Source organism: Hyphomicrobium album (assembly GCF_009708035.1).
GTDB classification, from domain to species: domain Bacteria; phylum Pseudomonadota; class Alphaproteobacteria; order Rhizobiales; family Hyphomicrobiaceae; genus Hyphomicrobium_A; species Hyphomicrobium_A album.
The window spans coordinates 1,674,097-1,700,567 of record NZ_WMBQ01000001.1; the positions used below are offsets into that span (position 1 = coordinate 1,674,097).

Annotated in this window: 33 protein-coding genes; 18 read left to right on the top strand and 15 right to left on the bottom strand. The window is 65.2% G+C overall.

Features of this window, described 5'->3' with window-relative positions; all coding sequences use genetic code 11:
* From GIW81_RS08100 to GIW81_RS08110, 3 genes are all read left to right on the top strand, one after another.
* On the top strand, positions 1–270 hold the full coding sequence (locus GIW81_RS08100) for a MoaD/ThiS family protein (RefSeq protein WP_154738737.1): 270 nt from the start codon (positions 1–3) through the stop codon (positions 268–270).
* Positions 271–301: 31 nt separating this feature from the next.
* Positions 302–1,405, top strand: a complete 1,104-nt coding sequence (locus GIW81_RS08105; protein ID WP_154738738.1) for a WD40/YVTN/BNR-like repeat-containing protein — start codon at positions 302–304, stop codon at positions 1,403–1,405.
* 115 nt (positions 1,406–1,520) lie between these two features.
* The gene (locus tag GIW81_RS08110; protein WP_154738739.1) at positions 1,521–1,808 is read left to right on the top strand and encodes a hypothetical protein; all 288 of its coding nucleotides are present in this window, start codon (positions 1,521–1,523) and stop codon (positions 1,806–1,808) included.
* A gap of 6 nt (positions 1,809–1,814) precedes the next feature.
* Here GIW81_RS08110 and GIW81_RS08115 read toward each other — a convergent pair whose 3' ends face one another.
* Positions 1,815–2,630 (bottom strand): hypothetical protein, encoded by an 816-nt coding sequence (locus GIW81_RS08115; protein WP_154738740.1) that lies wholly within the window; start codon positions 2,628–2,630, stop codon positions 1,815–1,817.
* A 133-nt stretch (positions 2,631–2,763) separates the two neighbouring features.
* Positions 2,764–3,501: an HAD family hydrolase gene (locus GIW81_RS08120; RefSeq protein WP_195930464.1), complete on the bottom strand. Its 738-nt coding sequence runs from the start codon at positions 3,499–3,501 to the stop codon at positions 2,764–2,766.
* 332 nt (positions 3,502–3,833) lie between these two features.
* Here GIW81_RS08120 and ald point away from each other — a divergent pair, with 332 nt between their 5' ends.
* Positions 3,834–4,952, top strand: coding sequence for an alanine dehydrogenase (gene ald, locus GIW81_RS08125; protein WP_154738742.1), 1,119 nt, complete (start codon positions 3,834–3,836; stop codon positions 4,950–4,952).
* Between the two features lie 188 nt (positions 4,953–5,140).
* Positions 5,141–5,995 carry an alpha/beta hydrolase gene (locus GIW81_RS08130; protein ID WP_154738743.1) on the top strand — a complete coding sequence of 285 codons (855 nt, stop codon included), beginning with the start codon at positions 5,141–5,143 and terminating at the stop codon, positions 5,993–5,995.
* A gap of 56 nt (positions 5,996–6,051) precedes the next feature.
* Here the strand turns inward: GIW81_RS08130 and rpsU are convergent, their stop codons facing one another.
* The 3 genes from rpsU to purE form a co-directional block, all read right to left on the bottom strand.
* Positions 6,052–6,306 (bottom strand): 30S ribosomal protein S21, encoded by a 255-nt coding sequence (gene rpsU, locus GIW81_RS08135; RefSeq protein ID WP_154738744.1) that lies wholly within the window; start codon positions 6,304–6,306, stop codon positions 6,052–6,054.
* 150 nt (positions 6,307–6,456) lie between these two features.
* Entirely contained in the window at positions 6,457–7,545 is a 1,089-nt protein-coding gene (locus GIW81_RS08140; RefSeq protein ID WP_154738745.1) for a 5-(carboxyamino)imidazole ribonucleotide synthase, read from the bottom strand.
* Positions 7,538–8,032, bottom strand: a complete 495-nt coding sequence (gene purE, locus GIW81_RS08145) for a 5-(carboxyamino)imidazole ribonucleotide mutase (protein ID WP_154738746.1) — start codon at positions 8,030–8,032, stop codon at positions 7,538–7,540. The genes GIW81_RS08140 and purE overlap by 8 nt, the downstream gene beginning before the upstream one ends.
* A 158-nt stretch (positions 8,033–8,190) precedes the next feature.
* Here purE and GIW81_RS08150 point away from each other — a divergent pair, with 158 nt between their 5' ends.
* Positions 8,191–9,549, top strand: a complete 1,359-nt coding sequence (locus GIW81_RS08150) for an MFS transporter (RefSeq protein WP_195930466.1) — start codon at positions 8,191–8,193, stop codon at positions 9,547–9,549.
* Here the strand turns inward: GIW81_RS08150 and GIW81_RS08155 are convergent.
* Positions 9,522–9,743, bottom strand: coding sequence for a YdcH family protein (locus GIW81_RS08155; RefSeq protein ID WP_407658166.1), 222 nt, complete (start codon positions 9,741–9,743; stop codon positions 9,522–9,524). The two genes, GIW81_RS08150 and GIW81_RS08155, sit on opposite strands and share 28 nt — an antisense overlap.
* 245 nt (positions 9,744–9,988) lie before the next feature.
* Here GIW81_RS08155 and GIW81_RS08160 point away from each other — a divergent pair, with 245 nt between their 5' ends.
* The gene (locus GIW81_RS08160) at positions 9,989–10,171 is read left to right on the top strand and encodes a YdcH family protein (RefSeq protein ID WP_324614936.1); all 183 of its coding nucleotides are present in this window, start codon (positions 9,989–9,991) and stop codon (positions 10,169–10,171) included.
* 105 nt (positions 10,172–10,276) lie between these two features.
* On the opposite strand, the gene GIW81_RS08165 is transcribed toward GIW81_RS08160, so the two are convergent.
* Together GIW81_RS08165 and GIW81_RS08170 are read right to left on the bottom strand one after the other, a co-directional pair.
* Entirely contained in the window at positions 10,277–11,905 is a 1,629-nt protein-coding gene (locus GIW81_RS08165) for an acyl-CoA synthetase (RefSeq protein ID WP_154738749.1), read from the bottom strand.
* A 402-nt stretch (positions 11,906–12,307) separates the two neighbouring features.
* A complete protein-coding gene (locus GIW81_RS08170; RefSeq protein WP_154738750.1) occupies positions 12,308–13,057 on the bottom strand; it encodes a DUF1013 domain-containing protein in 750 nt (249 codons plus the stop codon).
* A gap of 220 nt (positions 13,058–13,277) precedes the next feature.
* Between GIW81_RS08170 and GIW81_RS08175 the strand changes: the two genes are divergently transcribed.
* The 6 genes from GIW81_RS08175 (at position 13,278) to pqqA (ending at position 19,225) form a co-directional block, all read left to right on the top strand.
* Positions 13,278–13,712 carry a MaoC family dehydratase gene (locus tag GIW81_RS08175; RefSeq protein ID WP_154738751.1) on the top strand — a complete coding sequence of 145 codons (435 nt, stop codon included), beginning with the start codon at positions 13,278–13,280 and terminating at the stop codon, positions 13,710–13,712.
* Positions 13,713–13,766: 54 nt separating this feature from the next.
* On the top strand, positions 13,767–14,693 hold the full coding sequence (locus GIW81_RS08180; RefSeq protein ID WP_154738752.1) for a bifunctional riboflavin kinase/FAD synthetase: 927 nt from the start codon (positions 13,767–13,769) through the stop codon (positions 14,691–14,693).
* Between the two features lie 263 nt (positions 14,694–14,956).
* Positions 14,957–17,920: an isoleucine--tRNA ligase gene (ileS, locus tag GIW81_RS08185; RefSeq protein ID WP_407658195.1), complete on the top strand. Its 2,964-nt coding sequence runs from the start codon at positions 14,957–14,959 to the stop codon at positions 17,918–17,920.
* Complete coding sequence (lspA, locus tag GIW81_RS08190; protein ID WP_154738754.1) at positions 17,917–18,441, top strand: signal peptidase II; 525 nt, start codon at positions 17,917–17,919, stop codon at positions 18,439–18,441. Before ileS ends, lspA begins: the two co-directional genes overlap by 4 nt.
* Positions 18,442–18,508: 67 nt before the next feature.
* Complete coding sequence (locus GIW81_RS08195) at positions 18,509–18,949, top strand: hypothetical protein (RefSeq protein ID WP_154738755.1); 441 nt, start codon at positions 18,509–18,511, stop codon at positions 18,947–18,949.
* A gap of 186 nt (positions 18,950–19,135) precedes the next feature.
* Entirely contained in the window at positions 19,136–19,225 is a 90-nt protein-coding gene (gene pqqA / locus GIW81_RS08200) for a pyrroloquinoline quinone precursor peptide PqqA (RefSeq protein ID WP_154738756.1), read from the top strand.
* A gap of 81 nt (positions 19,226–19,306) precedes the next feature.
* Here pqqA and GIW81_RS08205 read toward each other — a convergent pair whose 3' ends face one another.
* Together GIW81_RS08205 and GIW81_RS19215 are read right to left on the bottom strand one after the other, a co-directional pair.
* Positions 19,307–19,588, bottom strand: coding sequence for a hypothetical protein (locus tag GIW81_RS08205; protein WP_154738757.1), 282 nt, complete (start codon positions 19,586–19,588; stop codon positions 19,307–19,309).
* A 287-nt stretch (positions 19,589–19,875) separates the two neighbouring features.
* On the bottom strand, positions 19,876–19,998 hold the full coding sequence (locus GIW81_RS19215; protein WP_267873815.1) for a hypothetical protein: 123 nt from the start codon (positions 19,996–19,998) through the stop codon (positions 19,876–19,878).
* 281 nt (positions 19,999–20,279) lie between these two features.
* Here GIW81_RS19215 and GIW81_RS08210 point away from each other — a divergent pair, with 281 nt between their 5' ends.
* Positions 20,280–20,636 (top strand): hypothetical protein, encoded by a 357-nt coding sequence (locus tag GIW81_RS08210; RefSeq protein WP_154738758.1) that lies wholly within the window; start codon positions 20,280–20,282, stop codon positions 20,634–20,636.
* Positions 20,637–20,687: 51 nt separating this feature from the next.
* On the opposite strand, the gene GIW81_RS08215 is transcribed toward GIW81_RS08210, so the two are convergent.
* Entirely contained in the window at positions 20,688–21,074 is a 387-nt protein-coding gene (locus GIW81_RS08215) for a hypothetical protein (RefSeq protein WP_154738759.1), read from the bottom strand.
* Positions 21,075–21,173: 99 nt separating this feature from the next.
* A complete protein-coding gene (locus GIW81_RS08220; protein WP_154738760.1) occupies positions 21,174–21,422 on the bottom strand; it encodes a hypothetical protein in 249 nt (82 codons plus the stop codon).
* Positions 21,423–21,605: 183 nt separating this feature from the next.
* Between GIW81_RS08220 and GIW81_RS08225 the strand changes: the two genes are divergently transcribed.
* Positions 21,606–22,157: a bactofilin family protein gene (locus GIW81_RS08225; RefSeq protein WP_195930467.1), complete on the top strand. Its 552-nt coding sequence runs from the start codon at positions 21,606–21,608 to the stop codon at positions 22,155–22,157.
* A 24-nt stretch (positions 22,158–22,181) separates the two neighbouring features.
* Complete coding sequence (locus GIW81_RS08230; protein ID WP_154738762.1) at positions 22,182–22,577, top strand: hypothetical protein; 396 nt, start codon at positions 22,182–22,184, stop codon at positions 22,575–22,577.
* An 18-nt stretch (positions 22,578–22,595) separates the two neighbouring features.
* On the opposite strand, the gene GIW81_RS08235 is transcribed toward GIW81_RS08230, so the two are convergent.
* The 3 genes from GIW81_RS08235 to GIW81_RS08245 form a co-directional block, all read right to left on the bottom strand.
* Complete coding sequence (locus GIW81_RS08235) at positions 22,596–22,898, bottom strand: DUF2312 domain-containing protein (protein ID WP_154738763.1); 303 nt, start codon at positions 22,896–22,898, stop codon at positions 22,596–22,598.
* Between the two features lie 129 nt (positions 22,899–23,027).
* Positions 23,028–23,342, bottom strand: a complete 315-nt coding sequence (locus GIW81_RS08240; RefSeq protein ID WP_154738764.1) for a DUF1244 domain-containing protein — start codon at positions 23,340–23,342, stop codon at positions 23,028–23,030.
* Positions 23,339–24,220 (bottom strand): N-formylglutamate amidohydrolase, encoded by an 882-nt coding sequence (locus GIW81_RS08245; RefSeq protein WP_154738765.1) that lies wholly within the window; start codon positions 24,218–24,220, stop codon positions 23,339–23,341. The genes GIW81_RS08240 and GIW81_RS08245 overlap by 4 nt, the downstream gene beginning before the upstream one ends.
* 348 nt (positions 24,221–24,568) lie before the next feature.
* Here GIW81_RS08245 and GIW81_RS08250 point away from each other — a divergent pair, with 348 nt between their 5' ends.
* Positions 24,569–25,027, top strand: a complete 459-nt coding sequence (locus GIW81_RS08250) for a DUF1036 domain-containing protein (protein WP_407658167.1) — start codon at positions 24,569–24,571, stop codon at positions 25,025–25,027.
* Complete coding sequence (pyk, locus tag GIW81_RS08255) at positions 25,024–26,469, top strand: pyruvate kinase (protein WP_154738766.1); 1,446 nt, start codon at positions 25,024–25,026, stop codon at positions 26,467–26,469. The genes GIW81_RS08250 and pyk overlap by 4 nt, the downstream gene beginning before the upstream one ends.
* Positions 26,470–26,471: the final 2 nt, after the last annotated feature.

Sequence of the window (26,471 nt, forward strand, 5' to 3'; positions counted from 1 at the left end):
ATGGTGCGGGTCACCTTCACGCCGACGCTGCAGCGGCACATCGCTTGTCCTCCAGTGGAGGTGAAAGCTGCCACGGTGCGCGAGGCGCTCGAGGGCGCATTCGCCGGCAATGCGCGTGCCCGTGCTTACGTGCTCGACGACCAGTCGGCGCTGCGCAAGCACATGGTGATCTTCGTCGACGGCAAGCGCATCGAGGATCGCGCCGCGCTTTCCGATCCCGTTCGCGAAAACGGCGAGATTTACGTGCTACAGGCGTTGTCGGGCGGCTAAAAAACCGAACGAAAAACACGCGGGAGGAACCATGAGCGACCGCATCTTCGTGGGGACACGCAAGGGCTTGTTCACGCTTTGCCGCACGGGCAGCGGCTGGTCGATAGAACGCACCGACTTCCTCGCCGACAATGTCTCGCTCATGCTTGCGGATCATCGCAGCGGGCACCTTTACGCAGCGCTCGACCACGGACATTTCGGCGTGAAGCTGCATCGCTCCAATGGGAACGGCGCGTGGGAGGAATGCGCCACGCCGACCTATCCTGAAAAACCGGAGGGCGAGGACGACAAGGACATGTGGGGCAAGCCCATCCCCTGGTCGACAGTCAGGGTCTGGGCGCTCGAGGCAGGCGGCCCCGACGAGCCGGGCGTGCTGTGGTGCGGCACCATCCCCGGCGGGCTCTTCCGCTCGAGCGACGACGGCGCCAGCTGGGAGCTGGTGCGCTCGCTGTGGGATCACCCCAAGCGCAAAAAGTGGTTCGGGGGCGGCGCCGACTTGCCGGGCATCCATTCCATCTGCGTCGACCCGCGGGATGCCCGGCGCGTGCAGCTCGGCGTCTCCTGCGGCGGCGTGTGGACGACGGCCGACGGCGGCGCGACCTGGGACTGTTCGGGCGAAGGCATGCGCGCGGCCTTCATGCCGCCCGAGCAACAGTACGATCCGGACATCCAGGACCCGCACCGCCTCGTGCAGTGCCGCGCGCGCCCTGAACGCCTGTGGGTGCAGCACCACAACGGCATCTTCCGCTCGGACGACGGGGGCGGGCATTGGCAGGAGATCACCGAGGCCGGACCGTCGGTGTTTGGCTTCGCCGTCGTCGTGCATCCCGAGGAGGCCGATACCGCGTGGTTCGTGCCCGCCATCAAGGACGAAAAGCGCATTCCGGTTGCTGGCCAGGTGGTCGTCACGCGCACGCGCGACGGCGGCAAGAGCTTCGAGACGCTGCGCGATGGACTGCCGCAGGACCACGCCTACGATCTCGTCTTCCGCCACGCGCTCGATATCGATACGTCCGGCAACCGCCTCGCTTTCGGCAGCACGACCGGCAACCTGTGGGTGTCGGAAACCCAAGGGGACAGCTGGCAGTACGTCTCGCAGCACCTGCCGCCCATTTACGCGGTTCGCTTCGGCTAGGCCGTGGCGTTTTGGGCGCAGTTCTTGCCGTTCGCTTCACCATGATGGCGCACCGCCTGCCCGCCGCGTCGGCGCGATGCTATAATTAAGCATGGTTCTCGCCCGACCATTCCTGATGATTGCTCTTCTGGCCGCACCACTCGGTGGCGGCGCGTTCGCCGCACCTCTAGGCGCCGATGGTCCGGATGCGGGCACCCTCGTCGAGCCGGCACAGCGCAAGGGGACGCGCAACTATCGCGCCGACGGAACGACGGCGACCGACACGACGACCACCACGACCACGACGACCGCGTCGCGCAATGAAAAGCTCTCCCAGTGCATGGACACATGGGACAAGGGCACGCACATCACTAAGAGCAAGTGGCGCGAAATCTGCCTGCGCCAGCTCGACGCGCGCGAATAGCCATCGTCATCCGCTCCGGTTTCCGGCGGCGACCTTTGCGCCGCAACGCTCCATCGGCGGCGCCGTGGTCGTCCATCCATCTTTCGTCACCGTGACCACGTAGCGCCGGCATGTGACCGCAGCGCCGCGCACGAAGTGCACGCGGAACAGCGCCTGCTCAGGCTTGCGCTGCCGGGGCCAGATGAAGTCGCTCTCGTCGGCGGTTTTCGCGATGGCGGTGTCGATCGCATAGCCGGCGTTGCGGTAGTCGGTGGACGTCATGCGCCGCAAGAGCACGCGCGACAGGTCGGGATGCAGGCCAACGGCGACCGCGCGCTTCTGGTACGGGTCGCCGGGATCGACGCGCGGTGGCGGCAGCGGTGCCGGCGGCGCGGCGGAAGCAGGGTCGATGGAGCCCGTCTCAACGGCTTTGCCGGCGTCCGTCGGCGGCGCGTTGGGGACCGCTTCGCCGGACACGGGCGGCGCATCCGCCACCTGCGCCTCGGGCATCGGCGCCGCGGGAACAACGGCATCCGCCGTGGCGATGGTCGAGGGGTCGGACGTGACTGCGGAATTGGGCGTGGTGCGGAAGAGCGTTGCGACGGCTGCAACGCGCTCGCCGAAGCTGCCGAGCCATTCGGCTGGCGCATACATGAAGCCCCAGCCGGCCGCGAGCATCAGAACAATGATGAGAATGGCGCCGGGCACGCTGCTGCCGCCATGCGACCGCGGCGGGCAGATGCGTTCACCCGGTTCGAACTCGAACGCGTACGCGTCTTCGTCGAAGTCGGAATCATCGGCAACGGGCGCGCGCGAACGCGCACGCCAAGCGGGAAACAACATGCCTTACCCCCCTGATATCTATTGAGATACCGGTCCCGCTGGGGAGCTATGCGCCAACCAACTTTCGGCAAAAAGATGGCGGCGGCCGCAAATGGGCGCCGTTCTGGCCGTGTGAACAGCAGAAACAGGCCAGCTAGGCGACGGAGCGGTGGTGGTGGTCTGAGTCGGGGCCGAGATAGTGCTCCATGCCGACGAAGCTCATCACCGCGTCGTGCAGGCTCATCGGGTTGTCGACGATGATGCCGTAGGTGAGCGCGTTGATCGGCACGTGGCTGTAGCCGTAGTCGAGCAGCACCAGCGGAATGCGCGCGGCGATCGCGGCGCCGTGGTCGGCACTGGTGTCGCCTACGAGCAGGGCGCGCTCCATGCGGCCGCCGGCGCGTGAAACGGCCTCGATGATCGGGCGGGGGTCGGGCTTCATCGGCCGGTCGCCGCCCGAGCCGACGACAGCGTCGAAGTAGCGGCGTAGGTCGAAGCGCTCGAGGATGTCGGAGCCGATGTGCTCGACCTTGTTGGTGCACACTGCGGTGTGCACACCGCGCTCGCGCAGCTCGTGCAGCAAAGGGCGAACGCCCGGGTAGACGTGCGACAGGGTCGCCGGTGACGCGGCGTAGGTGTCGATGAAGAGACGGCGCGCCGCGTCCGCCTCGACCGCAGAAAGGTTGAGGCGCTTGGATACCATCGCCTTCCAGAAGAATTCACTCAGACCGTCGCCCATCATGCTGGCGGCTTGACCAATGGTCGTGCGGCCGACGCCATACGGCGCAAGTGCGATGTCGAGCGCCTCGGCGATATCCGGCACCGTGTGGACGAGCGTGCCGTCGAGATCGAAGACGACGGTCGGCGTGATTGGTGCCGCGGGAAGCTGCATTACGCATACCTCGAAGCGTTCATGTTTGGCAGCGGCGTGCGCAGGCTGCAGCAACATTGGCGCCCAGCGAAATTCGGCGGCACTCGCGGCACACACCATCGTACGGTTGAATGTGACGATCCGGCGATGACTCGACCAAATGAGAGATAACGATGCGTAAGCGATCTGCAATACTTTGCAGCCTCTTAGGGCGCGAAATCGCCGCAGCGGATTTGCTCAGTACGAAATCTTTTGCGTGAGTGATACGTCTGGGGACAGGGGCACAATCGCCGTTGTCATTAGAGCCCGCACCAATACCCTGCCGACAACTTTATCGATGAAAGGCTGGCAGCATGCGCATCGGCGTGCCGAAAGAAGTGAAGGTGCACGAGTACCGTGTCGGTCTCGTGCCGGCGAGCGCGCGCGAGGCGGTGGCGCATGGGCATGAGGTGTTCGTGCAGGCCGGCGCGGCCGAGCGCATGGGCATCGGCGACGACGACTACCGCCGCGTCGGCGCCGTCATCCTGCCGACCGCCGAGGATGTGTTCGCCACCGGCGAGCTGATCGTCAAGGTGAAGGAGCCGCTGGCCGCCGAGCGCGCCATGCTGCGCCAGGGTCAGACGCTCTTCACGTACCTGCATCTGGCGCCCGATCCGGCGCAAGCCGAGGACCTGATGCGCTCGGGCGTGACGGCGATTGCCTACGAGACGGTGACGGGCGCGCGGGGCGGACTGCCGTTGCTCTCACCCATGAGCGAGGTCGCAGGCCGCATGTCGATCCAGGCCGGCGCGCACTGCCTGGAGATGGAGCAGGGCGGCCGCGGCATGCTGCTCGGCGGCTCGGCCGGCGTGGCACCGGCGAACGTCGTGGTGATCGGCGGTGGCGTCTCCGGCGTCAACGCCGTGCGCATGGCCGTGGGACTCGAAGCCTTCGTCACCTGCATCGACATCAACATCGAGCGGCTGTACGCGCTCGATCAGCAGTTCGGCGCTTCGCTCAACACCATCTTCTCCACGCGCCAGGCAATCGAGGACTACGTGCTGCAGGCCGACCTCGTCGTCGGTGCGGTGCTCGTGCCGGGGGCGGCGGCGCCAAAGCTGATCACGACCGACCTCGTCAAGGCGATGAAGCGCGGCTCGGTGATCGTCGACATCTCCATCGATCAGGGCGGCTTCGCCGAGACATCGCATCCGACGACGCATGCCAATCCGAGCTACGTTGCGCATGGCGTCGTGCACTATTGCGTTGCCAACATGCCGGGCGCCGTGGCCCGCACCTCCACGTTCGCGCTCAACAACGCGACGCTGCCCTTCGTGCTTGCGCTGGCCGACAAGGGAACGGCGGGGGCGCTACGCGCCGACCCGCATCTGCTTGCGGGGCTCAACGTGTATGAGGGGAAGGTCACCCACCCCGCTGTGGCCGAAGCATTGGGCCTCACCTACTTCGACCCAAGCCGAGCACTGGGCAAATGAACGCATGGGGGTCCGCGGACGTTACCGCCTGCAGCGGGATCGATAGAAATGTCGGGATGCGACAAAGGGTTATGCGACGCTATTATGCGAGTTTAGATGTCGCGTTCGCGGCAGCGGTCCACCCGGGCTAAGCTGATGCGGGGTGTGCAGAGCGTCAGGGACGGCTTAGCTGGGCTGATCGAAACCGCATGCAGCTGATCATCAAGCTCGCGTACTGGCTCTTTGCCGTCTACGCCGTGGTGGCCGTGGCTGCCTTCGTGTTGCAGCGGCGCCTGATGTACTTCCCCGACCCCGAGCGCGTCTCGCCGGCGAGCTTCAACCTACCCGGCGTCGTGGAACGGATGATCGACACTCCCGACGGTGCGCGACTGATCGCCTGGTATGCGCCCGCTGCTCCGGGACGACCGACGCTGCTCTACTTCCACGGCAACGCCGGGAACCTCGCCAGCCGCTCGGAGCGCGTACGCCGCTACGTGGCACGCGGCTACGGTGTGCTGTTCATGAGCTATCGCAGCTACGGCGGTTCGACGGGCACGCCAAGCGAGCGTGCCAATGTCGCGGATGCGCTCCTCGCCTATCAGGTGCTGATCGAGGATGGCATCGATCCAGACGACATCATCGTCTACGGGGAATCGTTGGGTTCGGGTGTTGCCGTGCAGGTTGCGGCCCAGGTGGTAGTCGGCGGCCTGGTGCTGGATGCGCCCTATACGTCGATCGTCGACGTGGCGGCGCTTGCGTATCCCTACTTGCCGGTGCGGCCGTTCATGCTCGACCGCTACGAAACGATGCGGTTCCTACCGAAGGTGAAGGCGCCGCTTCTCGTCCTGCACGGCGAGGATGATCGCGTCATCCCGGTGGAGATGGGCAAGGCGGTCTACGCCGCGGCAAACCCGCCGAAGGAGATCGCCACCTTTACGCGCGCCGGTCACTCGGACCATCACCTCTATGGGTCATACGAGGAGGTGTTCCGCTGGATCGAGGCCCTCAGGGCAAAAGCGCATAGGCGCGCGGCCGACGAGCGCATCGAAGGCGCCGCGCAATAGCAAATGCGCCCGTGAGCAGGGCTCAGGGCGCACTCGGCAACTCGATGACAGGCGGCTTAGCGGCGCGGACCGGCGCCAGCGGTCGGCGTGGTCGGAGCCTTGCCGGGCAGCAGACCTTCGCGCTGAGCACGCTTACGAGCGAGCTTGCGGGCGCGGCGGACGGCCTCGGCCTTCTCGCGAGCCTTACGCTCGGAGGGCTTCTCGAAATAGTTGCGGAGCTTCATCTCCCGGAAAATGCCCTCGCGCTGCATCTTCTTCTTGAGCGCCTTGAGAGCCTGATCGACGTTGTTGTCGCGGACGAGAACCTGCAAGCGGTTGCTTCCTTTGCCAGACCTGTGACCAATGAAAAACGCGGCATCCAGTGCGGCGGCTGAGCCACCGGCATCCCGTTTGCCGTTGAGGATGGCGGGATCACTAGCAAAAGCCGGTTAAATTGTCCATGCGGACGAGCGGGCGGCCGTTCAGCGGCCCTTTCCGGCAGGGGAAAGTCGGTTCACATGCCCCATTTTGCGGCCCGGGCGGGCTTGGTGCTTGCCGTAGAGGTGCAGGCAGGCGTTGGCCTCGGCGGCGAGATTCGGCCAGGCGTGGACGTCGTCACCGATGAGATTCGTCATCTGGCAGTCGGAATGCCGGTCCGTTGGGCCGAGGGGCCAGCCGGCCACGGCGCGGATGTGGTTCTCGAACTGGCCGACGGCGCAGGCGTCCATCGTCCAGTGGCCGGAGTTGTGCACGCGGGGCGCGAACTCGTTGATGAGCAGCGGCTCGGGCCCCTCGCCGACATAGAACATCTCCACCCCGATGACGCCCACGTAGTCCAGCGCCTCGGCAATCTTCCCGGCGATGTCGCGGGCACGGGCCTGATGCGCGGGCGGCAGCACGCAAGGCACGGTCGAAGTGCGAAGGATTCCGCCATCGTGGTGGTTCTGCGGGATGTCGTAGGTCCGCACCTCTCCATCGATGCTGCGCACGAGCAGCACGGACACTTCAAACTTGAACCGCACCAGGGCTTCGAGCGTTGCGGGCGCCTCGCCGATGATCTCGAAGCCGCGGGGCAGGCAATTGTCGGTCCGGAGCCAGGCCTGACCTTTGCCGTCGTAGCCCATACGACGCGTCTTGAGGATCGACGGGACGCCGACGCTCGCCATCGCCGCCGCAAAATCTGCGGGGCCAGCCACGGCGGCAAACGGCGCGATGGGAAGGCCGAGCGACGCGACGAACTGCTTTTCCTTCAGCCGGTCCTGCGCCACCTCCAACGCCTTGAGGCCTGGACGCACGGGACGCACGCGTTGCACGGCGGCGGCCGCTTCAACCGGCACGTTTTCGAACTCGTAGGTGACGACGTCGGTCTCGGCGGCGAACTTGGCGATCTTGTCGAGATCCTCGTAGGCGCCGATGGTCGTCGACACGGCGACATCGGAGGCAGGGCCGGGCACGTCGCTATAGATGCGGCACTTGAAGCCGAGCTGCGAAGCGGCGGCGGCGAGCATGCGGCCGAGCTGGCCGGCGCCCAAAATGCCGATGGTCGAGCCCGGCGGAAGTGCCTCACGCATCCTTGGGAATCTCAGCGACCTTGGCAGTGCGGGCGGCGCGGTTCGCCTCGACCCGCTGCTTGAGCTGAGGGTCGGAGAGGGCGAGGATCTGCGCGGCGAGCAGGCCGGCGTTGGTCGCGCCCATGGCGCCGATGGCCAAGGTGCCGACGGGCACGCCGGCGGGCATCTGCACGATCGAATAGAGGCTGTCCTCGCCGCCGAGCGTGGTGGTCGAGATCGGCACGCCGAGCACGGGCAGCGATGTGAGCGACGCCGTCATGCCGGGCAGATGCGCGGCGCCGCCGGCCCCGGCGATGATCACCTTCAGCCCGCGCTCTTGCGCCGATTTGGCGTATTCATAGAGGCGGTCCGGGGTGCGGTGGGCGGAGACGATGCGCGCCTCATAGGGCACGTTCAGCTCGTCGAGGACCTGCGCCGCGTTCTTCATCGTCGGCCAGTCGGACTGGCTGCCCATTATGATGCCGACGACGGCTTTCCCGGTGCTCATTTTTGCTGCGTCCGGCCCAAAGAAAGCCGGGGGCTTACAGGAGCAGACCGGCGTTTACAAGTGTCTCGTGGTCTTTCGCGCTTTCTTAGATGAACTCCATTCAGGCTGTCTCCCCACTTCGACCGGCGCGGCCGGTCTTCGGAGGCGGCGGGGACAGAGTGCAGACGCATCAGCAGACCACCGGTCGCGCCATCGGCGCGGGCATGATCGGCAACGTCCTCGAGTGGTACGACTTCGCCATCTACGGCTTCTTTGCCGTGGAGATCGGGCGCCAGTTTTTTTCTAATGAAAGCCCCATCGCGCAGCTGCTGGCGACGTTCGGCATCTTCGCCATCGGTTATCTGATGCGCCCCATTGGCGGCGTCCTCATCGGGCATGTCTCGGACCACTTCGGGCGGCGCACGGCGCTTGTCGCGTCGATCACGGCCATGGCCGTGCCCACGTTCTTGATCGGCGTGCTGCCGGCCTATGAAACGATCGGTGTATTGGCACCCATTGGGCTGACCGTTCTGCGCATGCTGCAGGGGCTGTCGCTCGGCGGCGAATATCCAAGCTCGATGGTGTTCCTGATCGAGCGCGCACCCGAGGGTCGTCGTGGCCTCATGGGCAGCCTTGCTAGCATCGGTGCGGTCACCGGACTGCTCCTCGGGTCGAGCGTCGGCGCCCTCCTCGCCGCGGTGATGCCGGCGGAAGCGCTCGCCGACTGGGGCTGGCGCCTGCCTTTCATTGCCGGGCTCGGCATCGGCCTGATGGGCAACCTCCTTCGCCGGCACATCGCCGAAACGCTACCGGAGCGCAAGGCCGAGCGCGCGCCCATCGTCGAGACGTTGCGGGAACATTGGCGCCTCGTCGCCCGCATCGCCGCCGCGGCGTCGTTCAATGCCGTACCCTTCTATCTGCTGTTCGTTTTCCTGGTGAGCTCGATGCAGATCGTCGATGGCTTCGCGCCGGCGACCGCTCTCAAGATCAACAGTCTGAGCATGGCTGCACTAATTCCATTCAATCTGTTGGGAGCGTGGCTGTCCGACCGGTATGGCCGCAAACCCGTCATGCTGACGGCGGCGGCACTCGGTCTCGTCACCGCCTGGCCGCTGTTCTGGCTGATGAACCAGCCGGTACCGGCACTGGTCCTGTCGGGCCAGCTCGCAGCAGCCGTGTTCATCGGGCTGTTCAGCGCGGTGATGCCGGCGCTCTTCGTCGAAGCGACGCCCGCGCACGTGCGCTGCACGGCCGTGGCCCTCGGCTACAATCTTTGCCTCGGCATTCTCGGCGGCCTCACGCCGTTCGCTGCGACCTTGATCGTCGAGAAGAGCGGCAATCACCTCGCCCCGGCGTTCCTGATCATGGGCGCCGCCGCCATCGCCTTCGTCGCGGTGCTGACGTTCAAGGAGACGTACCGAATGCCCTTGCCGGGCAGCGTCGTCGATCCGCGCAGCAGCCGCAAACGCGAGCGCTCCCGCGGCCAACCGGCGACGGCGCAGCGCCCTGCCTATGCGATGATATCGGGAAGAAGCTGATCCTCGATCGCGGTCATGCGATCCTTGATGGCGAGCTTCCGCTTTTTCAGCCGCTTCACGAGCAGCTGATCCGCCGAGGCCTGGTCCTCGAGCAATATGATCTGGTCGTCGAGCTCGCGGTGCTCCGCCCTGAGCTTGACGAGTTCGTCCCGAAGCTCTCTCTCGTCGATGCGCTTCATTGGCCGGCCGGTCAATGCCCCTCTTAAACACCGCGCGAGCGGCCGGAATATCCGCTTGTTCCTTGTATATGGCAAGTCATACGCGCGCGTCGCGGTACATTATTCGTAGAGGTTGCCTGCACACGCGCGGCGATAAGTTCGACTAAGGCTCATGCCGCTATTTTCATCAAAAATTACGCGATCACGACCGAGGGCAGGCATTGGACAAGGCCACAATGTTCTGTCACGCTACGCTGTCTCTTCAACATCCATGGAGGACCATGATGGCGCTTGTAGCTCATATCGCGGAGCTAGCAGAGAAGCACAAACTTCTCGAGCGTAGGATTGAAGAAGCGGTCTCCCGCCCCGGTTCGGACGACCTGGAAATCCACCGAATGAAGCTGGAGAAGCTGAAGCTAAAGGACGAGATCGCTCGTCTCAGCGGCAGCGAGACACGACACTAGACGATTGAGCGGCAGGCGAGCGGGCCCCGCTCGCCTTCCCTCCCCACAGTACGGCGATTTTGGTCAACGTTGCACCGGCCGATGATCCTTCCGGCCGCTAAGTGCTCACGCGTTTTTGGCCAGCTCGCGCAGCTTGAATTTCTGAATCTTTCCGGTCGATGTGCGCGGCACCTCCGCGAACACGATGTGTCGCGGGCATTTGTATTTCGCCAGCCGGTCGCGGCACCAGCCGAGTAGCTCGTCCGCCGTCGCCGCCATCCCCGGGCGCAGCTCGATGAACGCGCAAGGCGTCTCGCCCCACTTCTCGTCCGGCTTGGCGACGACCGCGCAATAGGCGACAGACGGATGCTTGTAGAGCACGTCCTCGACCTCGATCGACGAGATATTCTCGCCGCCCGAGATGATGATGTCCTTGGAGCGGTCTTTGAGCTGGATGTAGCCGTCCGGGTACAGCACGCCGAGATCGCCCGAGTGGAACCAGCCGCCGGCGAATGCCTCATCCGTGGCCGACGGGTTCTTGAGGTAGCCCTTCATGACGATGTTGCCGCGGAACATGACCTCGCCGATGGTCTCGCCGTCCGCCGGCACACGCTCCATCGTCATGGGATCCATGACGGTGAGGTCTTCCAGCGCCAGGTAACGCACGCCCTGGCGGGTGCGCTTTAGGGCGCGGCCCTCGTCATCGAGCTCGTTCCACTCGCGGTTCCACTCGTTCGCCACCGCGGGGCCGTAGGTTTCGGTGAGCCCATAGAGGTGGGTGAGGTGGAAGCCGGCGGCGGTCATCGCGTCGAGCACGGACTGCGGCGGCGGGGCCGCGGCGTGATTGACCGACACCTTATGCGGGATCTCGCATTTCTCGTCGGGCGCCGCGTTGAGCAGCGTCGCCATGACGATCGGCGCGCCGGAAAGGTGCGTCACGGTGTGCTCGACGATCGCGTCGTACATCGCCTTGGCGCGCACCCAGCGCAGGCACACGTGCGTGCCGGCGACGGCCGACAGCGACCAGGGAAAGCACCAGCCGTTGCAATGAAACATCGGCAGCGTCCACAGGTACACCGGGTGCTGCCCCATGCCGGCTTCGAGGTTGTTGGCGTAGCACATCAGCGCCGCGCCACGGTGGTGATACACCACGCCCTTCGGGTTGCCAGTGGTGCCAGACGTGTAGTTGAGCGAGATGGCGTCCCATTCGTCGGCCGGCATCGGCCACTCGAATGCCGGATCGCCCGCAGCGATAAAGTTCTCGTATTCCTCGTACGATAGCCGCCATCCCGTCTGCGGAAATTCCGGGTCGTCGTAGTCGATGACCATAGGTTTCACCTTCGCGAGTGCCAGCGCCTCCTTGGAGAGGGTCGCGAACTCGCGGTCGGTGATGAAGAGTTTGGAATTGGCGTGATCGAGCTGGAAAGCGACGATCGGCGCGTCGAGGCGGGTGTTGATCGTGTGCAGGACGGCGCCGGTCATCGGCACGCCGTAGTGCGCCTCGAGCATCGGCGGCGTGTTGGCGAGCATCACCGAGACGGTGTCGCCGGGCTTGATGCCGCGCGCTTTCAGCGCCGAGGCGAGCCGCCGGCAGCGCGCATAGAACTCGGCGTAGGTGAAGCGCTGTCGGCCGTGGATGATCGCCGTATGGTTCGGGTAGACGAGCGCCGCGCGCTGCAGGAACTGGAGAGGCGTCAGCGGCTGGTAGTTGGCGGCATTCTTGTCGAGATTCTCGTTGTACGGGTTGGATGGCATGTCCGGCCGGGCGCTCGATGAGGGAACTGCAGCGAAATGGTAGTGGCGAAAAAACGCTAGCGAAAGCCGCCTGTGCGGGCAACGCCGATGTCGGCTGCCTAATCCGTGTGCGGCCTGCCGGTGCCTATCCTCCAGATTCTGCCTGGAGACGGCTTTTGCTGCGGAAAGGAAGGCGCTAGCATCAGGGCATCGCCAGGTCGGCTATGGGAGATGGCCATGAGCGAGCTGAAGCAGCAGTCGATCGCATTGTGGATCCTGCTGATGCTGCTGATCTTGGTGCCTTGGGCACTTGAGTAGTGTCATAGCGCGCGAGTAGCGCGTGCTGCCGGCGAGGAACGGGCGACCTTTCGCGCACGTGAAGTCGGCACTCGCCAGCATCAGGGCATAAGGCGCCCGACGCCGTTACTGCTGGTCGTCGTCGTCCGTGCGCTCGCCGCCCGAAAGCTCCTTGAGCTTGGCGAAGACACGCGCCTGCTCCTCTTTCTCAGTCTCCTCGCGCAGCTCCTCATGCTTGGGCTGCATGATCTCGACCTTGCGCTCGGGCGCCGGCTGCGTCGTCTCTTCGGTCGGCAGCAGCGTGCCGGCCTTCTCCATGCCGGGCTTGTCCTTGCGGTCGCGCTCCAGACGGCGCGCTGCCTTCTTCACTTCGGCGTCGAGGTCGATCTGCGAGCACAGACCCAACGTCACCGGGTCCTGCGGCGTCAGGTTCGGCGCGTTCCAGTGCGAGCGCTCGCGGATCTGCGTGATGGTCGGCTTCGTGGTGCCGACGAGACGCATGATCTGGCTGTCCTTCAGCTCCGGATGGTTGCGCAGGAGCCAGAGCACGGCGTTGGGCCGGTCCTGGCGGCGCGACACGGGCGTGTAGCGCGGCCCCTTGCGCGACGGCGTCTCGGGGACGATCACCTTCGGCTCGGCGAGGTGCAGATCGCGGGACGGATCGCGCTCGGCTTCCTCGATCGCCTCGCGCGTCAACTGGCCCGAGGTGACCGGGTCGAGGCCCTTGATGCCCTGCGCCACGTCGCCGTCGGCGATGCCTTTCACCTCCAGCACGTGCAGGCCGCAGAAAGCGGCGATCTGCTCGAACGTCAGCGACGTGTTCGAGACGAGCCAAACGGCCGTCGCCTTGGGCATCAGGGGCTTGCGATCGCTCATGGGGGCTTAACCTCCGGCTTCCTGCGTCGGTCCGCAGGGCCAAGTATTTTCTGACAACTGGGGAATTGCGCGCCTTATAGCTTGCGCGCTCCCCGGCGGCAACCCAAGCCTCGGTCGATGGTTGCAGCCTCACTAGCGGGCCATGTTGCCCCTTAATGTAGGCACGGATAGTGTCGCCGCCGACCAGCTGGGGCGGATCGGGCACGGGAAGGGCTTGAGCATGGGCAATACGCCAAAGAGTGTTTATTTCGAAGACCTTAGCGTTGGCCAGGAGGCGAGCCACTCCAATACGGTGACGGCGGACATCATCCGCGCCTTCGCCGACGTCTCGGGCGACCGCAACCCCGTGCACGTCGACGCCGAGTATGCAGCGACAACGATGTTCAAAGAGCGGATTGCCCACGGAATGTTGTCGGCCGCCTACATCTCGGCGGTGTTCGGCATGCAGCTCCCCGGCCCCGGCGCGATCTACATTTCGCAGACGCTGAACTTCAAGGCGCCGGTGAAGATCGGCGACACGGTGGTGACCACGGTAAAGGTCGCCGAGCTCGTCCCCGAGAAGAAGCGCGCCAAGTTCGAGTGCGTATGCGCCGTCAACGGCAAGCCGGTGGTGCAAGGCGAGGCAGTGCTCATGGTGCCGGCGCGTCCGGCGTGAGCGAGGCCCGGGCCACGGGGTTGCGTGCATGCGTGCGTTCGCGGCGGAGGCGGGATGCTCGTCGTTCAAGGCTATAAGAACGTGCCGGCGGAGGCGCGCGGCGCCGCGATCGCCATCGGCAATTTCGACGGCGTGCACCGTGGGCACCAGGCGCTGTTGCGCGCGGCGGCAGCGATCGGCCGCGAGCTCGGCGTGCCAGCCGGGGCGCTGATCTTCGAGCCGCATCCGCGCGAGTTCTTTCACCCGGAAGAGCCCCATTTCCATCTGACGACGCTCAAGCAGAAGCTCGAGCTGTTCGAGCGCGCGGGACTCGCGCTAGCGGTCGTGCTGCCGTTCGACGCCAAGCTCGCGTCGCTCTCGGCGGAAGATTTCGTCGCCCTCGTCGTCGTCGACGGCATCGGTGCCCGGCACGTGGTCATCGGTCACGACTTCTTTTTCGGACGCAAGCGCGGCGGCACGCCAGAGACGATGCAGGACGCGGGCGCCAAGTACGGCTTCGGCGTCACGATCATTCCGCCCGTGGCCGAGGACGGCGAAGTGTTCTCGTCGAGCTCGATCCGCCTGCACCTCGCGCAGGGCGACGTTAAGGGTGCGGCGCGGCTCTTGGGGCGCCATTGGCGGATCGACGGCACGGTCGTGGGCGGTGCCAAGCGCGGCACCGACCTCGGGTTCCCGACCGCCAATATTCCGCTGCCGAAAGGCACGGCGCTCGGGCATGGCATCTACGCCGTGCGGGTGCACCTCGCCGGCGAGCATCATGACGGCGCTGCCTACCTCGGCACGCGGCCGACCTATGACAACGGCATGCCGGTGCTGGAGGTGTTCCTGCTCGACTTCGATGGCGATCTCTATGGGCGCGAGATCGACGTCGAGTTCGTCGACTTCATCCGCGGCGACCGGAAGTTCGATTCGAGCGAGGCGCTCATCAGCCAGATGCAGGCGGACTGCGAACGCATCCGCGACATCCTGGCCGACCACTAATTTCACCGATGGGCGGGGGCGAGGGGGCGCCTGGATATACAGGCGCCATGTTGCTAGAACCCCGGCTTGTAACCGGGAAGACCTGATCGATGGCGAAGGACAGCGGCGGCAAAGACGCCGTCAAAGCGAAGCAGAAGTCGGCTGCGAATGCCCCGGCGGCAGCACCTGAGCACGCGGCAAAGCAGGCCGAGGCGGCGGTTCCGGCCGGCGAGGAAGGCCGCGACTGGAGCAAGACGCTGTTCCTGCCGGAGACCGACTTTCCAATGCGCGCCGGTCTGCCCGATCTCGAGCCGCGCCTGCTCGCCCGCTGGAGCGAGATGGGACTTTACGAGCTGCTGCGCCAGAAGGGCCGCAACAAGCCGAAGTTCCTGCTGCACGACGGGCCACCCTACGCCAACGGCAACATCCACATCGGGCATGCGCTCAACAAGATTCTCAAAGATCTCGTCGTCAAATCGCAGGGCATGCTCGGCTTCGATTCCAACTACGTGCCGGGCTGGGACTGCCACGGTCTGCCGATCGAGTGGAAGATCGAGGAGAAGTATCGCGCCAAGGGCCGCAACAAGGACGCGGTGCCGATCAACGAGTTCCGCGATGAATGCCGCGAGTTCGCGGCGCATTGGATCGACGTACAGCGCGAGGAGTTCAAGCGCCTCGGCGTCATCGGCGACTGGGCGCATCCCTACAAGACGATGGACTATCCGGCGGAGTCGATCATCGCCGGCGAGATCATGAAGTTCGCGATGAACGGCACGCTCTATCGCGGCTCGAAGCCGGTGATGTGGTCGGTGGTCGAGAAGACCGCGCTCGCCGAGGCCGAGGTCGAGTACCAGGACTATCAGTCGGACATGATCTGGGTGAAGTTCCCGGTCGACGCGATGGCTGTGCCTGCAGCAACAAGTGCCGTCGCGGCGGCGCGGCAAGCCGACGCTACTACGAATGCTTCGATTGTCATTTGGACGACAACACCGTGGACCCTCCCCGGCAACCGCGCCATCTCGTTCTCTTCGAAGATTGGCTATGGCCTCTACGAGGTGACGGCTGCGCCGGACGGCAATTGGGCGAAGGTTGGCGACAAGTACATCCTCGCCGACAAGCTCGCTGCTGAGGTCATGAAGGCGGCAAAGGTGGAAGCCTGGGAGAAGCGCGCCGACGTTTCGTCGGAACAACTAGCTGGGCTCGTCGCTGCGCACCCGCTTGCCAAGCTCGGCTACGGCTTCGAAGTGCCCCTGCTCGACGGCGATCACGTCACCGACGACACCGGCACCGGCTTTGTGCACACCGCGCCCAGCCACGGTGCCGACGATTACAGCATCTGGATCGCCAACGCGGCGAAGCTCAAAGAGAGCGGCGTCGACACCACGATCCCCTTCACCGTCGATGCCGAGGGCGTTTTCACCAAGGATGCGCCGGGCTTCGAAGGCAAGCGCGTCCTGAACGAGAAGGGCGACAAGGGCGACGCCAACGATGCGGTGATCAAGGCGCTGGCCGAGGCCGGCAACATCATCGCGCGCGGGCGCCTGAAGCATCAGTATCCGCACTCGTGGCGCTCCAAGAAGCCGGTGATCTTCCGCAACACGCCGCAGTGGTTCATCGCCATGGACCGCCCGGTGAAGGGCATCCCGAAGAGCAACAACCAGACGCTGCGCCAGCTCGCCGCGAAGGCGATCGAGGAGACGGAGTGGGTGCCGCAGTCGGGCGAGAACCGCATCCGTGGCATGGTCGAGGGGCGCCCCGACTGGGTCGTGTCGCGCCAGCGCGCCTGGGGCGTGCCGATCACGGTGTTCCGCAACAAGGAAACGGGCGAGGTCATCCCGTCGGCGAAGTTCGGCAAGTCGAAGGAGCTGATCGGGCGCGTCACGACGGCCTTCGCCGAGAAGGGCGCCGACGTGTGGTTCGAGGAAGGCGCTAAAGAACGCTTCCTCGACGGTCTCGTCGACAATCCCAACGAGTGGCAGCAGGTGCGCGACATTCTCGACGTGTGGTTCGATTCCGGCTCGACGCACGCCTTCACGCTGGAGGACCCGCAGCACTTCCCGACGCTCGCCGGCATCAAGCGCGTGCGCGACGGCGGTAAGGACCGCGTGATGTATCTCGAGGGCTCCGACCAGCATCGCGGCTGGTTCCAGTCGTCGCTCTTGGAATCGTGCGGGACGCGCGGACGCGCACCCTTCGACATCGTCCTGACGCACGGCTTCGTCCTCGACGAGAAGGCGCAGAAGATGTCGAAGTCGGACGGCAACGTTGTCGCCCCGCAGGACGTCATGAGCAAGTCCGGCGCCGACATCCTGCGCCTGTGGGTCGCCGCGTCCGACTATTCCGACGACCTGCGCATCGGCCCCGACATCCTCAAGAACTTCGTCGAGACCTACCGCAAGCTGCGCAACACGCTGCGCTGGATGCTCGGCGCGCTGGCGCACCTGGACGACGACGAGCGCGTCAAATTCAAGGACATGCGCGAGTTCGAGCTGGAGCGGCTGATGCTGCATCGCCTGACCGAGCTCGATGCAGAAGTCCGCGCCGCCTACGACACCTACGACTATCGCAAGGTCGTGGCGGTGCTGGCGCAGTTCATGAACACCGAGCTGTCGGCCTTCTACTTCGACATCCGCAAGGACGCGCTCTACTGCGACCCCTATTCGAGCACCAAGCGCCGCGCGGCGTTGACGGTGATCGACGAGATCTTCAAGGCCCTCGTCGCCTGGCTGGCGCCGATCCTATCGTTCACGGCGGAGGAAGCCTGGCTCGCCCGCGTACCGGGCCGCGAGGGATCGGTGCATCTCGAAACATTCCCCACGCTCGAGAAGGCGTGGCGCGACGACGAGCTGGCCAAGAAGTGGGAGCGCGTACGCGACGTGCGCCGTGTCATCACCGGCGCGCTGGAATTGGAGCGCGCGGCCAAGCGCATCGGCTCGAGCCTCGAGGCGGCGCCCGAGGTCTACGTCGCCGACAAGGAGCTGCTGCGGGCGCTGGAAGGCGTCGAGCTGGAGGAAGTTTCCATCACCAGCGCGGCTCGTCTCATCGCCAAGTCGCCGCCCGAAGGCGCCTTTGCGCTACCGGATGTGGCGGGGGTGGGTGTCGTCGTGAAGCTGGCGCAAGGCAAGAAGTGCGCGCGTTCCTGGCGCATCGTGCCCGACGTCGGTGCCGATCCCGAGTATCCAGATCTGTCGCCCCGCGATGCCGAAGCGGTGCGCGAGTTCGACGCCCGCGCGAAAGGTGACGCATGACGACCAACTCCTCGGCGCGATGGCTGTGGGGTCCCTACTCGGGGCTCGGCCTCGCCGTCTTCCTGGTCACATTGATCCTCGACCAGGCCCACAAGTGGTGGATGCTCAACGTCTACGACATCGCCGGCAAGGGGCGGGTCTACGTCGCTCCCTTCCTCGACCTCGTCTACGTGAAGAACATCGGCATCAGCTACAGCCTGTTCGACCAGGAGAGTTTTGCGGGCCAGGTCATGCTGGCAGCCTTCGGCCTGGCAGCCACCGCGGCCCTGTGGGTGTGGCTGGCCAAGGGGGCTACGGGCCGGATCCTGGCCGTTTCCCTGGGCCTGATCATGGGAGGCGCCATCGGCAATGCCATCGACCGGCTGGTGCTCGGGGGGGTGGCCGACTTCTTTTCCCTGCACGCCTTCGGCTTCTACTGGTATGTCTTCAACATTGCCGATGTGGCCATAGTTGCCGGGGTTATTGGGCTCCTATATGACTCGCTGGTACCGAGTCGCAAAGACGCCGCAAAGCCGTTGTAGCGCAGGGGATTAGGGTCGAGCGCTACCGCACCGACGATGCGGGAAAAGGGCGCCACGGGGGAACGACATGCCGCCGAGATCACGTCTTCTGCCGCTCCTTGCCGCCGGCCTTACGCTGGCGATGGCCGGATGCGGCACCGACGATATCCAACTCAACGGTGGCATCTTCGACGCCGTCGGCCTCAACGACGCAAAGAAATCCGGCGATCCCAAGCTCGCCGAGCGCGCGCCGCTGGTGGTCCCGCCTTCCCTTGATCGCCTGCCGGCACCCGGAGAGGCACCGCCCCCCACACAGATCGCCGGCATCAACGATCCCGACGCCGCCAAGCAAAAGTCGCGCGAGGAACTCGAGAAGCAGCACGCCGAGTACTGCGAGAAGAACTACGACGATCCGATGCGCCGTGGCGAAGAGGTCTCGATGGTCGAAGGACCGCTCGGCCCTTGCCGTAGGTCGGTCCTGACGGCGATCAAGAAGTGGAACGCCGAGGAAGACACCGGCAGCCAGTAACGCTTCCCGGTTCAGTCCTGCACCGCCAATTTGTTGCGCTGCGATGCAGGCTCGCCAAGCGAGCGGATGCCCATATCCATAACCAATTGCGCAAGAATCCGGTTGCGGCCCCGGGTGCGGCAACCTATACCCCATGCGGGGGGACGGAGCGCCAGTTTCGTCCTCCGTTCAAGGAGGAAACTACCCATGAAGATCTGGAACAAGCCGCAGGTGCGCGAGCAGGAAGTTGGCCTTGAGGTCACCTCCTACATGCCGGCCGAGATCGACATCATCTAACGCTGTCGATTTTTTTGCGGTAACGATGCGGCGGTCGAGCAATCGACCGCCGTGTTTTTTTGCCCAGTGCGTAAAGCGCGCCTACTTGTCGAACTTGCCTTCGACCTTTGCGACCCACTTCTCGAGCGACGTGCGCAGGATGTCGGCGTCGAAGTCGATGCCCTCGACGACACCTGCCGGATGATCGGGACGCGCATCGAGCTTGCGGCGGATGTCGCTGTGCTTCTCGACCATCATCTTCCAGTCGCGCTCCGCCTCGTCGCTGATCTCGCCGCGTGCACCAAGCGATGACCGGGCCGCGTGTATGCGCTGCCCGAGGTCGTCGAGTTTGTTCCTGGTGTCTACGATCGGATCCTGGCTCATGTCGCTCTCCGCAATTGACGGTATTCGTTGGGCGCCTCATCAGGGGGCGCCGCGGGCCGACCCTAGTGCGGACCACTATCGAATTCGTCAAGAACGGTCCGGCAGCGCAAGGAGCGAGCCAAAGTCACCGGCTCGCGCTGCGTGGGCGGCACGTTGAAAAATGATTGGTTACGCCGCATTCCAAAGTGCGCCAACCGGTGATTGTGACGCGCAATCTCGGCCGCTGCCTCGCGGCAAGGTTGCTGTTCGGCCCTTCGCTACAAAATAGAGCGGGCCACGGGCCACCCTCAGCTGTTCACCACCTGCCCGAAAGCCGCGGCAATGGCGGCGATGAGCATCAGGCCGACGAAGAACCAGGTGACAGCACTGTCGGTCAGACCTTCCAGTGTCTGCGTTCTTTTGCGTGACATGGCGTTTTCCCCCTCGCCCATCAACACGCGCTGACGACTCCTCCGTATGGTGCAGTTTTGCACCTTCGCTGATTTGCCCCAGGCCGCGCCAGCGAAATCGCTCACATGCAACGCGGCGGCGGCGATGCTGCGCCGAAGCCATTCCCACAGGATTTGCACATCAAATGTGGTTCGGCCGCTGGCGCAGGGTACCACCGCCCTGTCAGGCGGCCCGCGAGTCAGTTAGCCGGAGATGTGCTGCCCGGTCACGGCTTTGCCGGCAGCTCATTGGAGGCGGGCCCATGCTGGGGACCAATCGATCGATCCTAATCGCGCTCGGCGCGCTCGCGTCCGTCGTGCTCGCCGGCTGTGCCGCGGACATGATGCGCACGAGCTCGGTGCAGAAGCACTACCGCCGCGCCAAGGTCGAGAGGAGCGTCGCCCGCAACGAGGAGCGCGAGCCGGCGAAAGTCGAAACCGGATCGATCGACAAGGCCGACCCGGTGAAGCCTGTCACCTCGCGCGAGGATCCGCGCTGGCAGTGGTGCGAGCAGCGCCACATCGATCATCAGGCCGGCCGGGCGCCGGGCGGGGCCACCGATCTTGCCAAGAAGCTCGACGATGATCGCATCTGCGCCGCGGTCTACGAGCGCGGCTAGGCAACCGTTCCCGCCTCAAAGACCAATTGCAGCCCCTAGGCCCCCAGGCTCTCAGCCCGGGGGTGCCGCGAGAAGAAGCGCCGCGGTGAGGATGACCAGCCCGGTTATGGCTACGCCGAGGACAACCGCAAAGTCGACGATGAAGTCGTGAGCCTCCCGCACGGCCACGCGCAGGCGCTTGCTGGTGACGATTGTGACGATGGTGACCGCAAGGCGCCGCGTGGCGCGAGCACCGGCGATGCCTGCGACGGCGAACTTGCCCCAATTGGCCATCGCCCGCTTGGAGCGGCGCGGTCGTGTCGGTGTTAAACCGCTGAGCTCGGCGACCCATGCACGATGGTGGCTGGCGTCCCGCTCCAGTAGCGCGGCGATCAACTCAAGCCGATCAAGCTTCCTGGAAGCGTCCGATTGGAAGGCTTGCGATCGTTGCGGACGCATTGGCACTACCCGCGCTCACTCGAGAGCATAGTGAACCCAAGCGCGCACGCAATCAACGCCGCATTGGTGGAGCGCGTGCCCCGTCGCACATTTTTTTGACTAGGCGCGCACCCCCGGAGCGCCGTCGCGATCGATCTCACTGATGAGCGTGCGAACGGCAGTCATCACCGTTTCTACCCAGCGACCGGCCGCAACATTGTCCATTGCCATATCGTGCATGGCATTGGCGTAGGCGTGGTGCGCGACGTCGAGCGCCTCGTCCCTGGCGTCCGCCGGCAGTGCCGCGATCTTCAGCGCCGTGCGCTGGATCGAGCTGAGCGTTTCATCGACCAGGATGTGTTTGTCCACGTGCGTTCCTCCACTTGCGGGACGCACGCTCGACTGTGGACCGGGCAATTGTGAGACCGCGCCGACCGGCTTCCGACGCCATCTCGACAAAAATTCGCCGCGGATGTGTGTGCGAATGGCGTCAGCGGGGAATGCACCAGAAAGTTCATGCGGACGACGCGCAAATGCGTAGGAGGTGACCTCGTGTTCAACACCGATACCACCAAGAATGGCCTTCCCCAGCCCAAGCCAGGCCCTGCTCCGCTTGGAGCCGCTGCGCAGCCCGCTCGGCCGTCGACGTCTCCTTTTGAGAAATCCACGGCCTCGACCAGCGGAACGTCCGTCATCGGCACCGACCTCACAATTCTCGGTGACCGGATCACCATCATTTCCGCCAACAAACTGCAGGTTGACGGCGACGTGCGCGGCAACGTGCACGGCAAGCAGGTCGTGATCACCGAGGAAGGCTCGGTCGTGGGCATGGTCTGCGCCGAAGCCATTGAGGTGCGCGGCGGCGTGCGCGGCTCGATCCGGGCTGTGACCGTCAAGTTGCAGGCGAGCGCCCAGGTCGAGGGCGACATCACCCATCAAAAGCTCATGATCGCCGAGGGCGCCGAGTTCGACGGCCGCGTGAAGCTGACGAAGGACGCCAGTGAATTGATGCCGGTGCTCGATCCGGAAACCATCGAGCGTGCACGCGTGAATGGGGACAGCCGTTTTGACGCCCCGAGCCATTTGGGCGACCGCGGCGACTGAAAGGGTGGGAACGACATGACGACTTTGGCAGAGGCGCTGACGACAGAACGCGAAAAAAGACGCCGCGAAGCCGAAGACAACGCCACGAGGCGCGAAGTCGGCCGAGCCGTGCTGCAGGCACTTGCGCAGCGCCTCAATGCCGAGCCGCTCCCGACTTGGTTTTTCATCTCAAAGGGCGACGAGATTCTCGTCGCCCACACCAAGAACGGGGCGGCATCGCGCCAACATGTGGGGACTTGGGTGGTCGACCAGCAAATGCGGCTGGTGCTCGAGCAGGAAATGACCGAGTGGATCACCGCCGAGAGCTGCGCACGCGTGGTGGATGAGGCGGTGGCCATAACCGCCAAGTTCATCGTCGATGCAGAAAGCAAGTTCCAGTTGGCGAGACGCGAGCTGGCGGAGTTGCCGCGCCGCATGTGAGCGACGCGGCAGTAAGCTCTACTCGGCGGCGATCATCGCCTCGATGGCCGCGTCGTGCGAGGCGCCGCCCATCTGCTCGAGCATGCCGAGCGCGTGCAGGTAGACTTCGAGAACGGCGTCCTCTTCCTGGCGCTCGGTGGCGCTTTTCTTGCGTAGCCGCACGACCTGCCGCAGAACCTTCACGTCGAAGCCGAGGCCCTTGGCCTCGAGGAACTTGTCGCGAATGTCGCCGGCGAGCGCCTTCTTCTCTTCCTCGAGCCGTTCAATCTGCTCGACGAGCTGACGCAGCTGCTTCTGCGCCGAGACCTGTAGCGTCGTCATCGCGTCCTCCCCGTCGTACTGATGAAGGCGAACGCTATCGGTGGCGCCTTGCCGCTTCAAGGCGAGGCACCGAGCCATCCATAGGATTCTTGCTGTGTGCCTGAGGCAGACGCGTCACACCGCGGCCAATCAGGGTTTGTGCCCCGTGGCTTGGGACTTGGCGAAGGCGGCCTGTGCTTCGGGCGGGGCGTCGGTCTGGTAGCGGCTCTGCCACTCCTTGTAGGGCATGCCGTAGACGATCTCGCGCGATTCGTCCTTCGACAGCGCGATGCCGCGCTCGGCCGCTGCCTCCTGGTACCAGTTGGACAGACAGTTGCGGCAGAAGCCGGCGAGATTCATCAGGTCGATGTTCTGCACGTCGGTGCGCTGGCGCAGATGCTCGAGGAGGTGCCTGAATGCGGCTGCCTCGAGCTCCGTCGCCGTGGCGCGATCGATGCTCGTCATGCGGGGCTCCTTTCGGCAAGGCTCGAATAGGGCGGTGGGCCCTCGGTGTCGGTATGCGAGCCGAAGTATTGTACCCTATGCATGGCCTCGCGCAGCTCGGGCTTGGCGAACACCTCCTGCACCGCCGTCGCGATGCGTTCGGCCCAGGCGCGTTGGCCCTCGGGCGTGCGGATGAGGTCTTGGCGCACCTCGATGATCGTGTGGGCGAGACCGCGACGCGTGCCGTGCTGCCACATGCAGTCGCCGGCGAGCTTGCCGTCGTAGGGCTCGTTCTCGCCGACGACGATGTCGCCCGGCTCGCGCAGAGCATCCAGCAACGGCACCGAGAAGCGATAGTCGCGGTCCCAGAGGATGGCCGCGTGCCAGGGGCGCGGCACGTCCTTCCAGCTTTCCGTAAAGCTGTGGATGGATAGGAGCACCGGCGGCACACCGGCGGCGACACAGCTCTCGATCAGGCCGTCGATGCGCTGGTGATAGGGGGTGTAGTAGTGGCCCACGCGGCGGTCGCGCTCGGCGGCGTCAAGATGCCGGTTCCCGGGCACCACCGCGCCGTCGGAGATGCGCATGATGAGGGTGGGATCGTCGAGGCCACGGTTGGGGTCGATGAGCAAGCGCGAGAAGCGCGTGAAAATGGCGGGCACGCTCAGTCTGCCGGCGATGTCCTTGGTCACCGCCGCGGCGCCGATGTCGTAGGCGATGTGGCGCTCGAGCTGGCCGGCGGGCAGACCGAGCGTGCCGTACTCGCCGGGGATGGCGTTCACGGCGTGATCGCACAGCAGGATGAGGCCGGCGTCGCGCCGTCCCGGGACCAATTCGTAGCTGTCTGTGACGAGGGGATCGGCGAGCGCGGACGGCTCGCAACCGTCGGAATCGGGCATACCCTGAATATAGCTTCGCAAACCCCTGCCGAAAACCACCCGCGTCGGAGCGCCGCTTGACGGCCGGAGGGCGATTGCGCAAACCAGCGCCGGGGGACGGTAGTACCGGGAAATGGGCACGGGCCAGCGGATCGGCAGAACGATACGCTCGGTCTATCGCAATGCCGCCAAGTTCCTGGAAAACAAACGTCGCGCCTGCGCTGGTGTGGCCTGTGGCTTGCCAGCGCGCCTGTCGATCTGAGTTGCCTAGGAAATTCCATACCTGCGCAGCTGAGACGACGCGGCCGGGACTTGAGCGCCGCCTGCTCAGGGCGGAGCGACTTGCATAGGCGAGTGGAGCGAACCGGCGTGTTGCCCCAACGAGCAGAACGGCTTTGGCGACGGGGGCGACTGCGTGCCGTCGCCTGCCTGGCGCTACCGCTGCTCGCAAGCCTCGGCGCCGAGGCTCACGCCGATCTGAAGCTCTGCAATTCGACCGCCAGCCGCGTTGGCGTGTCCATCGGCTACCAGGATGCGACAGGATGGGCCACCGAAGGATGGTGGAACATTGCCTCTCAGACGTGCGAAACACTTCTCAAAGGCCCTGTCCCCAGCCGGTTTATTTACGTTCACGCCCTAGATTACGACCGCGGTGGAGAATGGGTCGGTACCAACTTCATGTGCACCGACGACAAGTCGTTTGCCATCCGCGGAGTCCAGGACTGCCAGCAGCGCGGCTTCAAGCGCACCGGTTTCTTCGAAGTAGATACGGGCGAGTCGCAGGAGTGGACCATCCGCCTCACCGACCCCGAGGCGAGTGAGAAATGAGACGCAAAAGACGGGTCAAGGTCGTCGCGACCTTAGGCCCTGCCTCGTCCGCAACGGAAATGATCGAGCGCCTGTTCCTCGCGGGCGTCGACGTGTTCCGCATAAACATGAGCCATTCCTCGCACGAGACGGCGCGCGCGCTGCAGAATTCCGTGCGTTGGGTCGCCAAGCGCCATCGCCATCCGATCGGCATCCTCGCCGACCTGCAGGGTCCGAAGTTCCGTGTCGGCGAATTCGCCGGCGGCCGCGTGTTCGTCAACGACGGCGCCATCTTCCGCTTCGAGCGGACCGAGAAACCGGGCTCTTCGGAATCCGTCTACCTGCCGCACCCGCAGATCTTCGCCGCGGTCGAGCCGGGGCACATGCTGCTGCTCGACGACGGCAAGCTGCGCATGCGCGTCATCGAGAAGAAGAACAACTCGATCGCCGCCGAGGTCCTGGTCGGCGGTGCTCTGTCGAGCCGCAAGGGCATCAGCCTTCCCGATACCCTGCTGCCCATCGGCCCGCTGACCGAGAAGGACCGCGCCGACCTCGGGCATCTGTTGAAGATCGGCGTCGATTGGCTGGCGCTATCGTTCATCCAGCGCGCCGATGACGTCCACGAGGTTCGCAAGCTCGTCGGCGATCGCGCCGCCGTTCTTGCGAAGATCGAGAAGCCGTCGGCTATTGTCGACCTCGACGCGATCATCGCCGCCTCCGACGGACTGATGGTGGCGCGCGGCGACCTGGGCGTCGAATTGCCGGTCGAGCGCGTTCCCGGCCTGCAGAAGCAGATCACGCGCAAGGCCCGCGCCGCCGGCAAACCCGTGGTGGTCGCCACGCAAATGCTCGAAAGCATGATCTCCTCGCCGGTGCCGACGCGCGCCGAGGTCTCGGACGTCGCCACCGCCGTGTTCGACGGCGCCGATGCCGTGATGCTTTCGGCCGAATCGGCCATTGGCCAGTTCCCGCTGGAAGCGATCCAGATGATGGACCGCATCGCCATCGAGGTGGAGGCCGACCCGAGCTACGACGCCATCATCCATGCGACGACCACACCACCGCAGCCGACCGGCGCCGACGCCATCGCCACGGCCGCCCACGCCATCGCCGACACGGTGAAGCTGTCGGCAATCGTCTGCTACACCGCGACAGGCTCCACCGCGCTGCGGGTGACGCGCGAGCGGCCGAACCTGCCGATCATGGGCCTGACGCCGGTGGAATCCACGGCGCGGCGGCTATCGCTCGTTTGGGGTGTCCAGTCGGTGATGACCGGCGATCCTGCAACGCTCACCGACATGGTGAGCAAGGCCTGCCGCATCGCCTTCGACGAGGGCTTCGTGCAACCGCACGGCGGCGTCCTGATCACTGCCGGCGTGCCTTTCGGCTCGCCTGGCGCGACCAACATGATCCGCATCGCATTTGTCGATGAAAACGGCGCGCCAGTCGCCGAGGGCCGCTAGGG

Bases quoted from the DNA above. Each gene is read 5' to 3' on its own strand.
- GIW81_RS08100 (WP_154738737.1), top strand. From the start codon at position 1: ATGGTGCGGGTCACCTTCACGCCGACGCTGCAGCGGCACATCGCTTGT.
- GIW81_RS08105 (WP_154738738.1), top strand. From the start codon at position 302: ATGAGCGACCGCATCTTCGTGGGGACACGCAAGGGCTTGTTCACGCTT.
- GIW81_RS08110 (WP_154738739.1), top strand. From the start codon at position 1,521: ATGATTGCTCTTCTGGCCGCACCACTCGGTGGCGGCGCGTTCGCCGCA.
- GIW81_RS08115 (WP_154738740.1), bottom strand. From the start codon at position 2,630: ATGTTGTTTCCCGCTTGGCGTGCGCGTTCGCGCGCGCCCGTTGCCGAT.
- GIW81_RS08120 (WP_195930464.1), bottom strand. From the start codon at position 3,501: ATGCAGCTTCCCGCGGCACCAATCACGCCGACCGTCGTCTTCGATCTC.
- ald (WP_154738742.1), top strand. From the start codon at position 3,834: ATGCGCATCGGCGTGCCGAAAGAAGTGAAGGTGCACGAGTACCGTGTC.
- GIW81_RS08130 (WP_154738743.1), top strand. From the start codon at position 5,141: ATGCAGCTGATCATCAAGCTCGCGTACTGGCTCTTTGCCGTCTACGCC.
- GIW81_RS08140 (WP_154738745.1), bottom strand. From the start codon at position 7,545: ATGCGTGAGGCACTTCCGCCGGGCTCGACCATCGGCATTTTGGGCGCC.
- purE (WP_154738746.1), bottom strand. From the start codon at position 8,032: ATGAGCACCGGGAAAGCCGTCGTCGGCATCATAATGGGCAGCCAGTCC.
- GIW81_RS08160 (WP_324614936.1), top strand. From the start codon at position 9,989: ATGATGGCGCTTGTAGCTCATATCGCGGAGCTAGCAGAGAAGCACAAA.
- GIW81_RS08165 (WP_154738749.1), bottom strand. From the start codon at position 11,905: ATGCCATCCAACCCGTACAACGAGAATCTCGACAAGAATGCCGCCAAC.
- GIW81_RS08170 (WP_154738750.1), bottom strand. From the start codon at position 13,057: ATGAGCGATCGCAAGCCCCTGATGCCCAAGGCGACGGCCGTTTGGCTC.
- GIW81_RS08175 (WP_154738751.1), top strand. From the start codon at position 13,278: ATGGGCAATACGCCAAAGAGTGTTTATTTCGAAGACCTTAGCGTTGGC.
- GIW81_RS08180 (WP_154738752.1), top strand. From the start codon at position 13,767: ATGCTCGTCGTTCAAGGCTATAAGAACGTGCCGGCGGAGGCGCGCGGC.
- ileS (WP_407658195.1), top strand. From the start codon at position 14,957: ATGCGCGCCGGTCTGCCCGATCTCGAGCCGCGCCTGCTCGCCCGCTGG.
- lspA (WP_154738754.1), top strand. From the start codon at position 17,917: ATGACGACCAACTCCTCGGCGCGATGGCTGTGGGGTCCCTACTCGGGG.
- GIW81_RS08195 (WP_154738755.1), top strand. From the start codon at position 18,509: ATGCCGCCGAGATCACGTCTTCTGCCGCTCCTTGCCGCCGGCCTTACG.
- pqqA (WP_154738756.1), top strand. From the start codon at position 19,136: ATGAAGATCTGGAACAAGCCGCAGGTGCGCGAGCAGGAAGTTGGCCTT.
- GIW81_RS08205 (WP_154738757.1), bottom strand. From the start codon at position 19,588: ATGAGCCAGGATCCGATCGTAGACACCAGGAACAAACTCGACGACCTC.
- GIW81_RS19215 (WP_267873815.1), bottom strand. From the start codon at position 19,998: ATGTCACGCAAAAGAACGCAGACACTGGAAGGTCTGACCGACAGTGCT.
- GIW81_RS08210 (WP_154738758.1), top strand. From the start codon at position 20,280: ATGCTGGGGACCAATCGATCGATCCTAATCGCGCTCGGCGCGCTCGCG.
- GIW81_RS08215 (WP_154738759.1), bottom strand. From the start codon at position 21,074: ATGCGTCCGCAACGATCGCAAGCCTTCCAATCGGACGCTTCCAGGAAG.
- GIW81_RS08235 (WP_154738763.1), bottom strand. From the start codon at position 22,898: ATGACGACGCTACAGGTCTCGGCGCAGAAGCAGCTGCGTCAGCTCGTC.
- GIW81_RS08240 (WP_154738764.1), bottom strand. From the start codon at position 23,342: ATGACGAGCATCGATCGCGCCACGGCGACGGAGCTCGAGGCAGCCGCA.
- GIW81_RS08245 (WP_154738765.1), bottom strand. From the start codon at position 24,220: ATGCCCGATTCCGACGGTTGCGAGCCGTCCGCGCTCGCCGATCCCCTC.
- pyk (WP_154738766.1), top strand. From the start codon at position 25,024: ATGAGACGCAAAAGACGGGTCAAGGTCGTCGCGACCTTAGGCCCTGCC.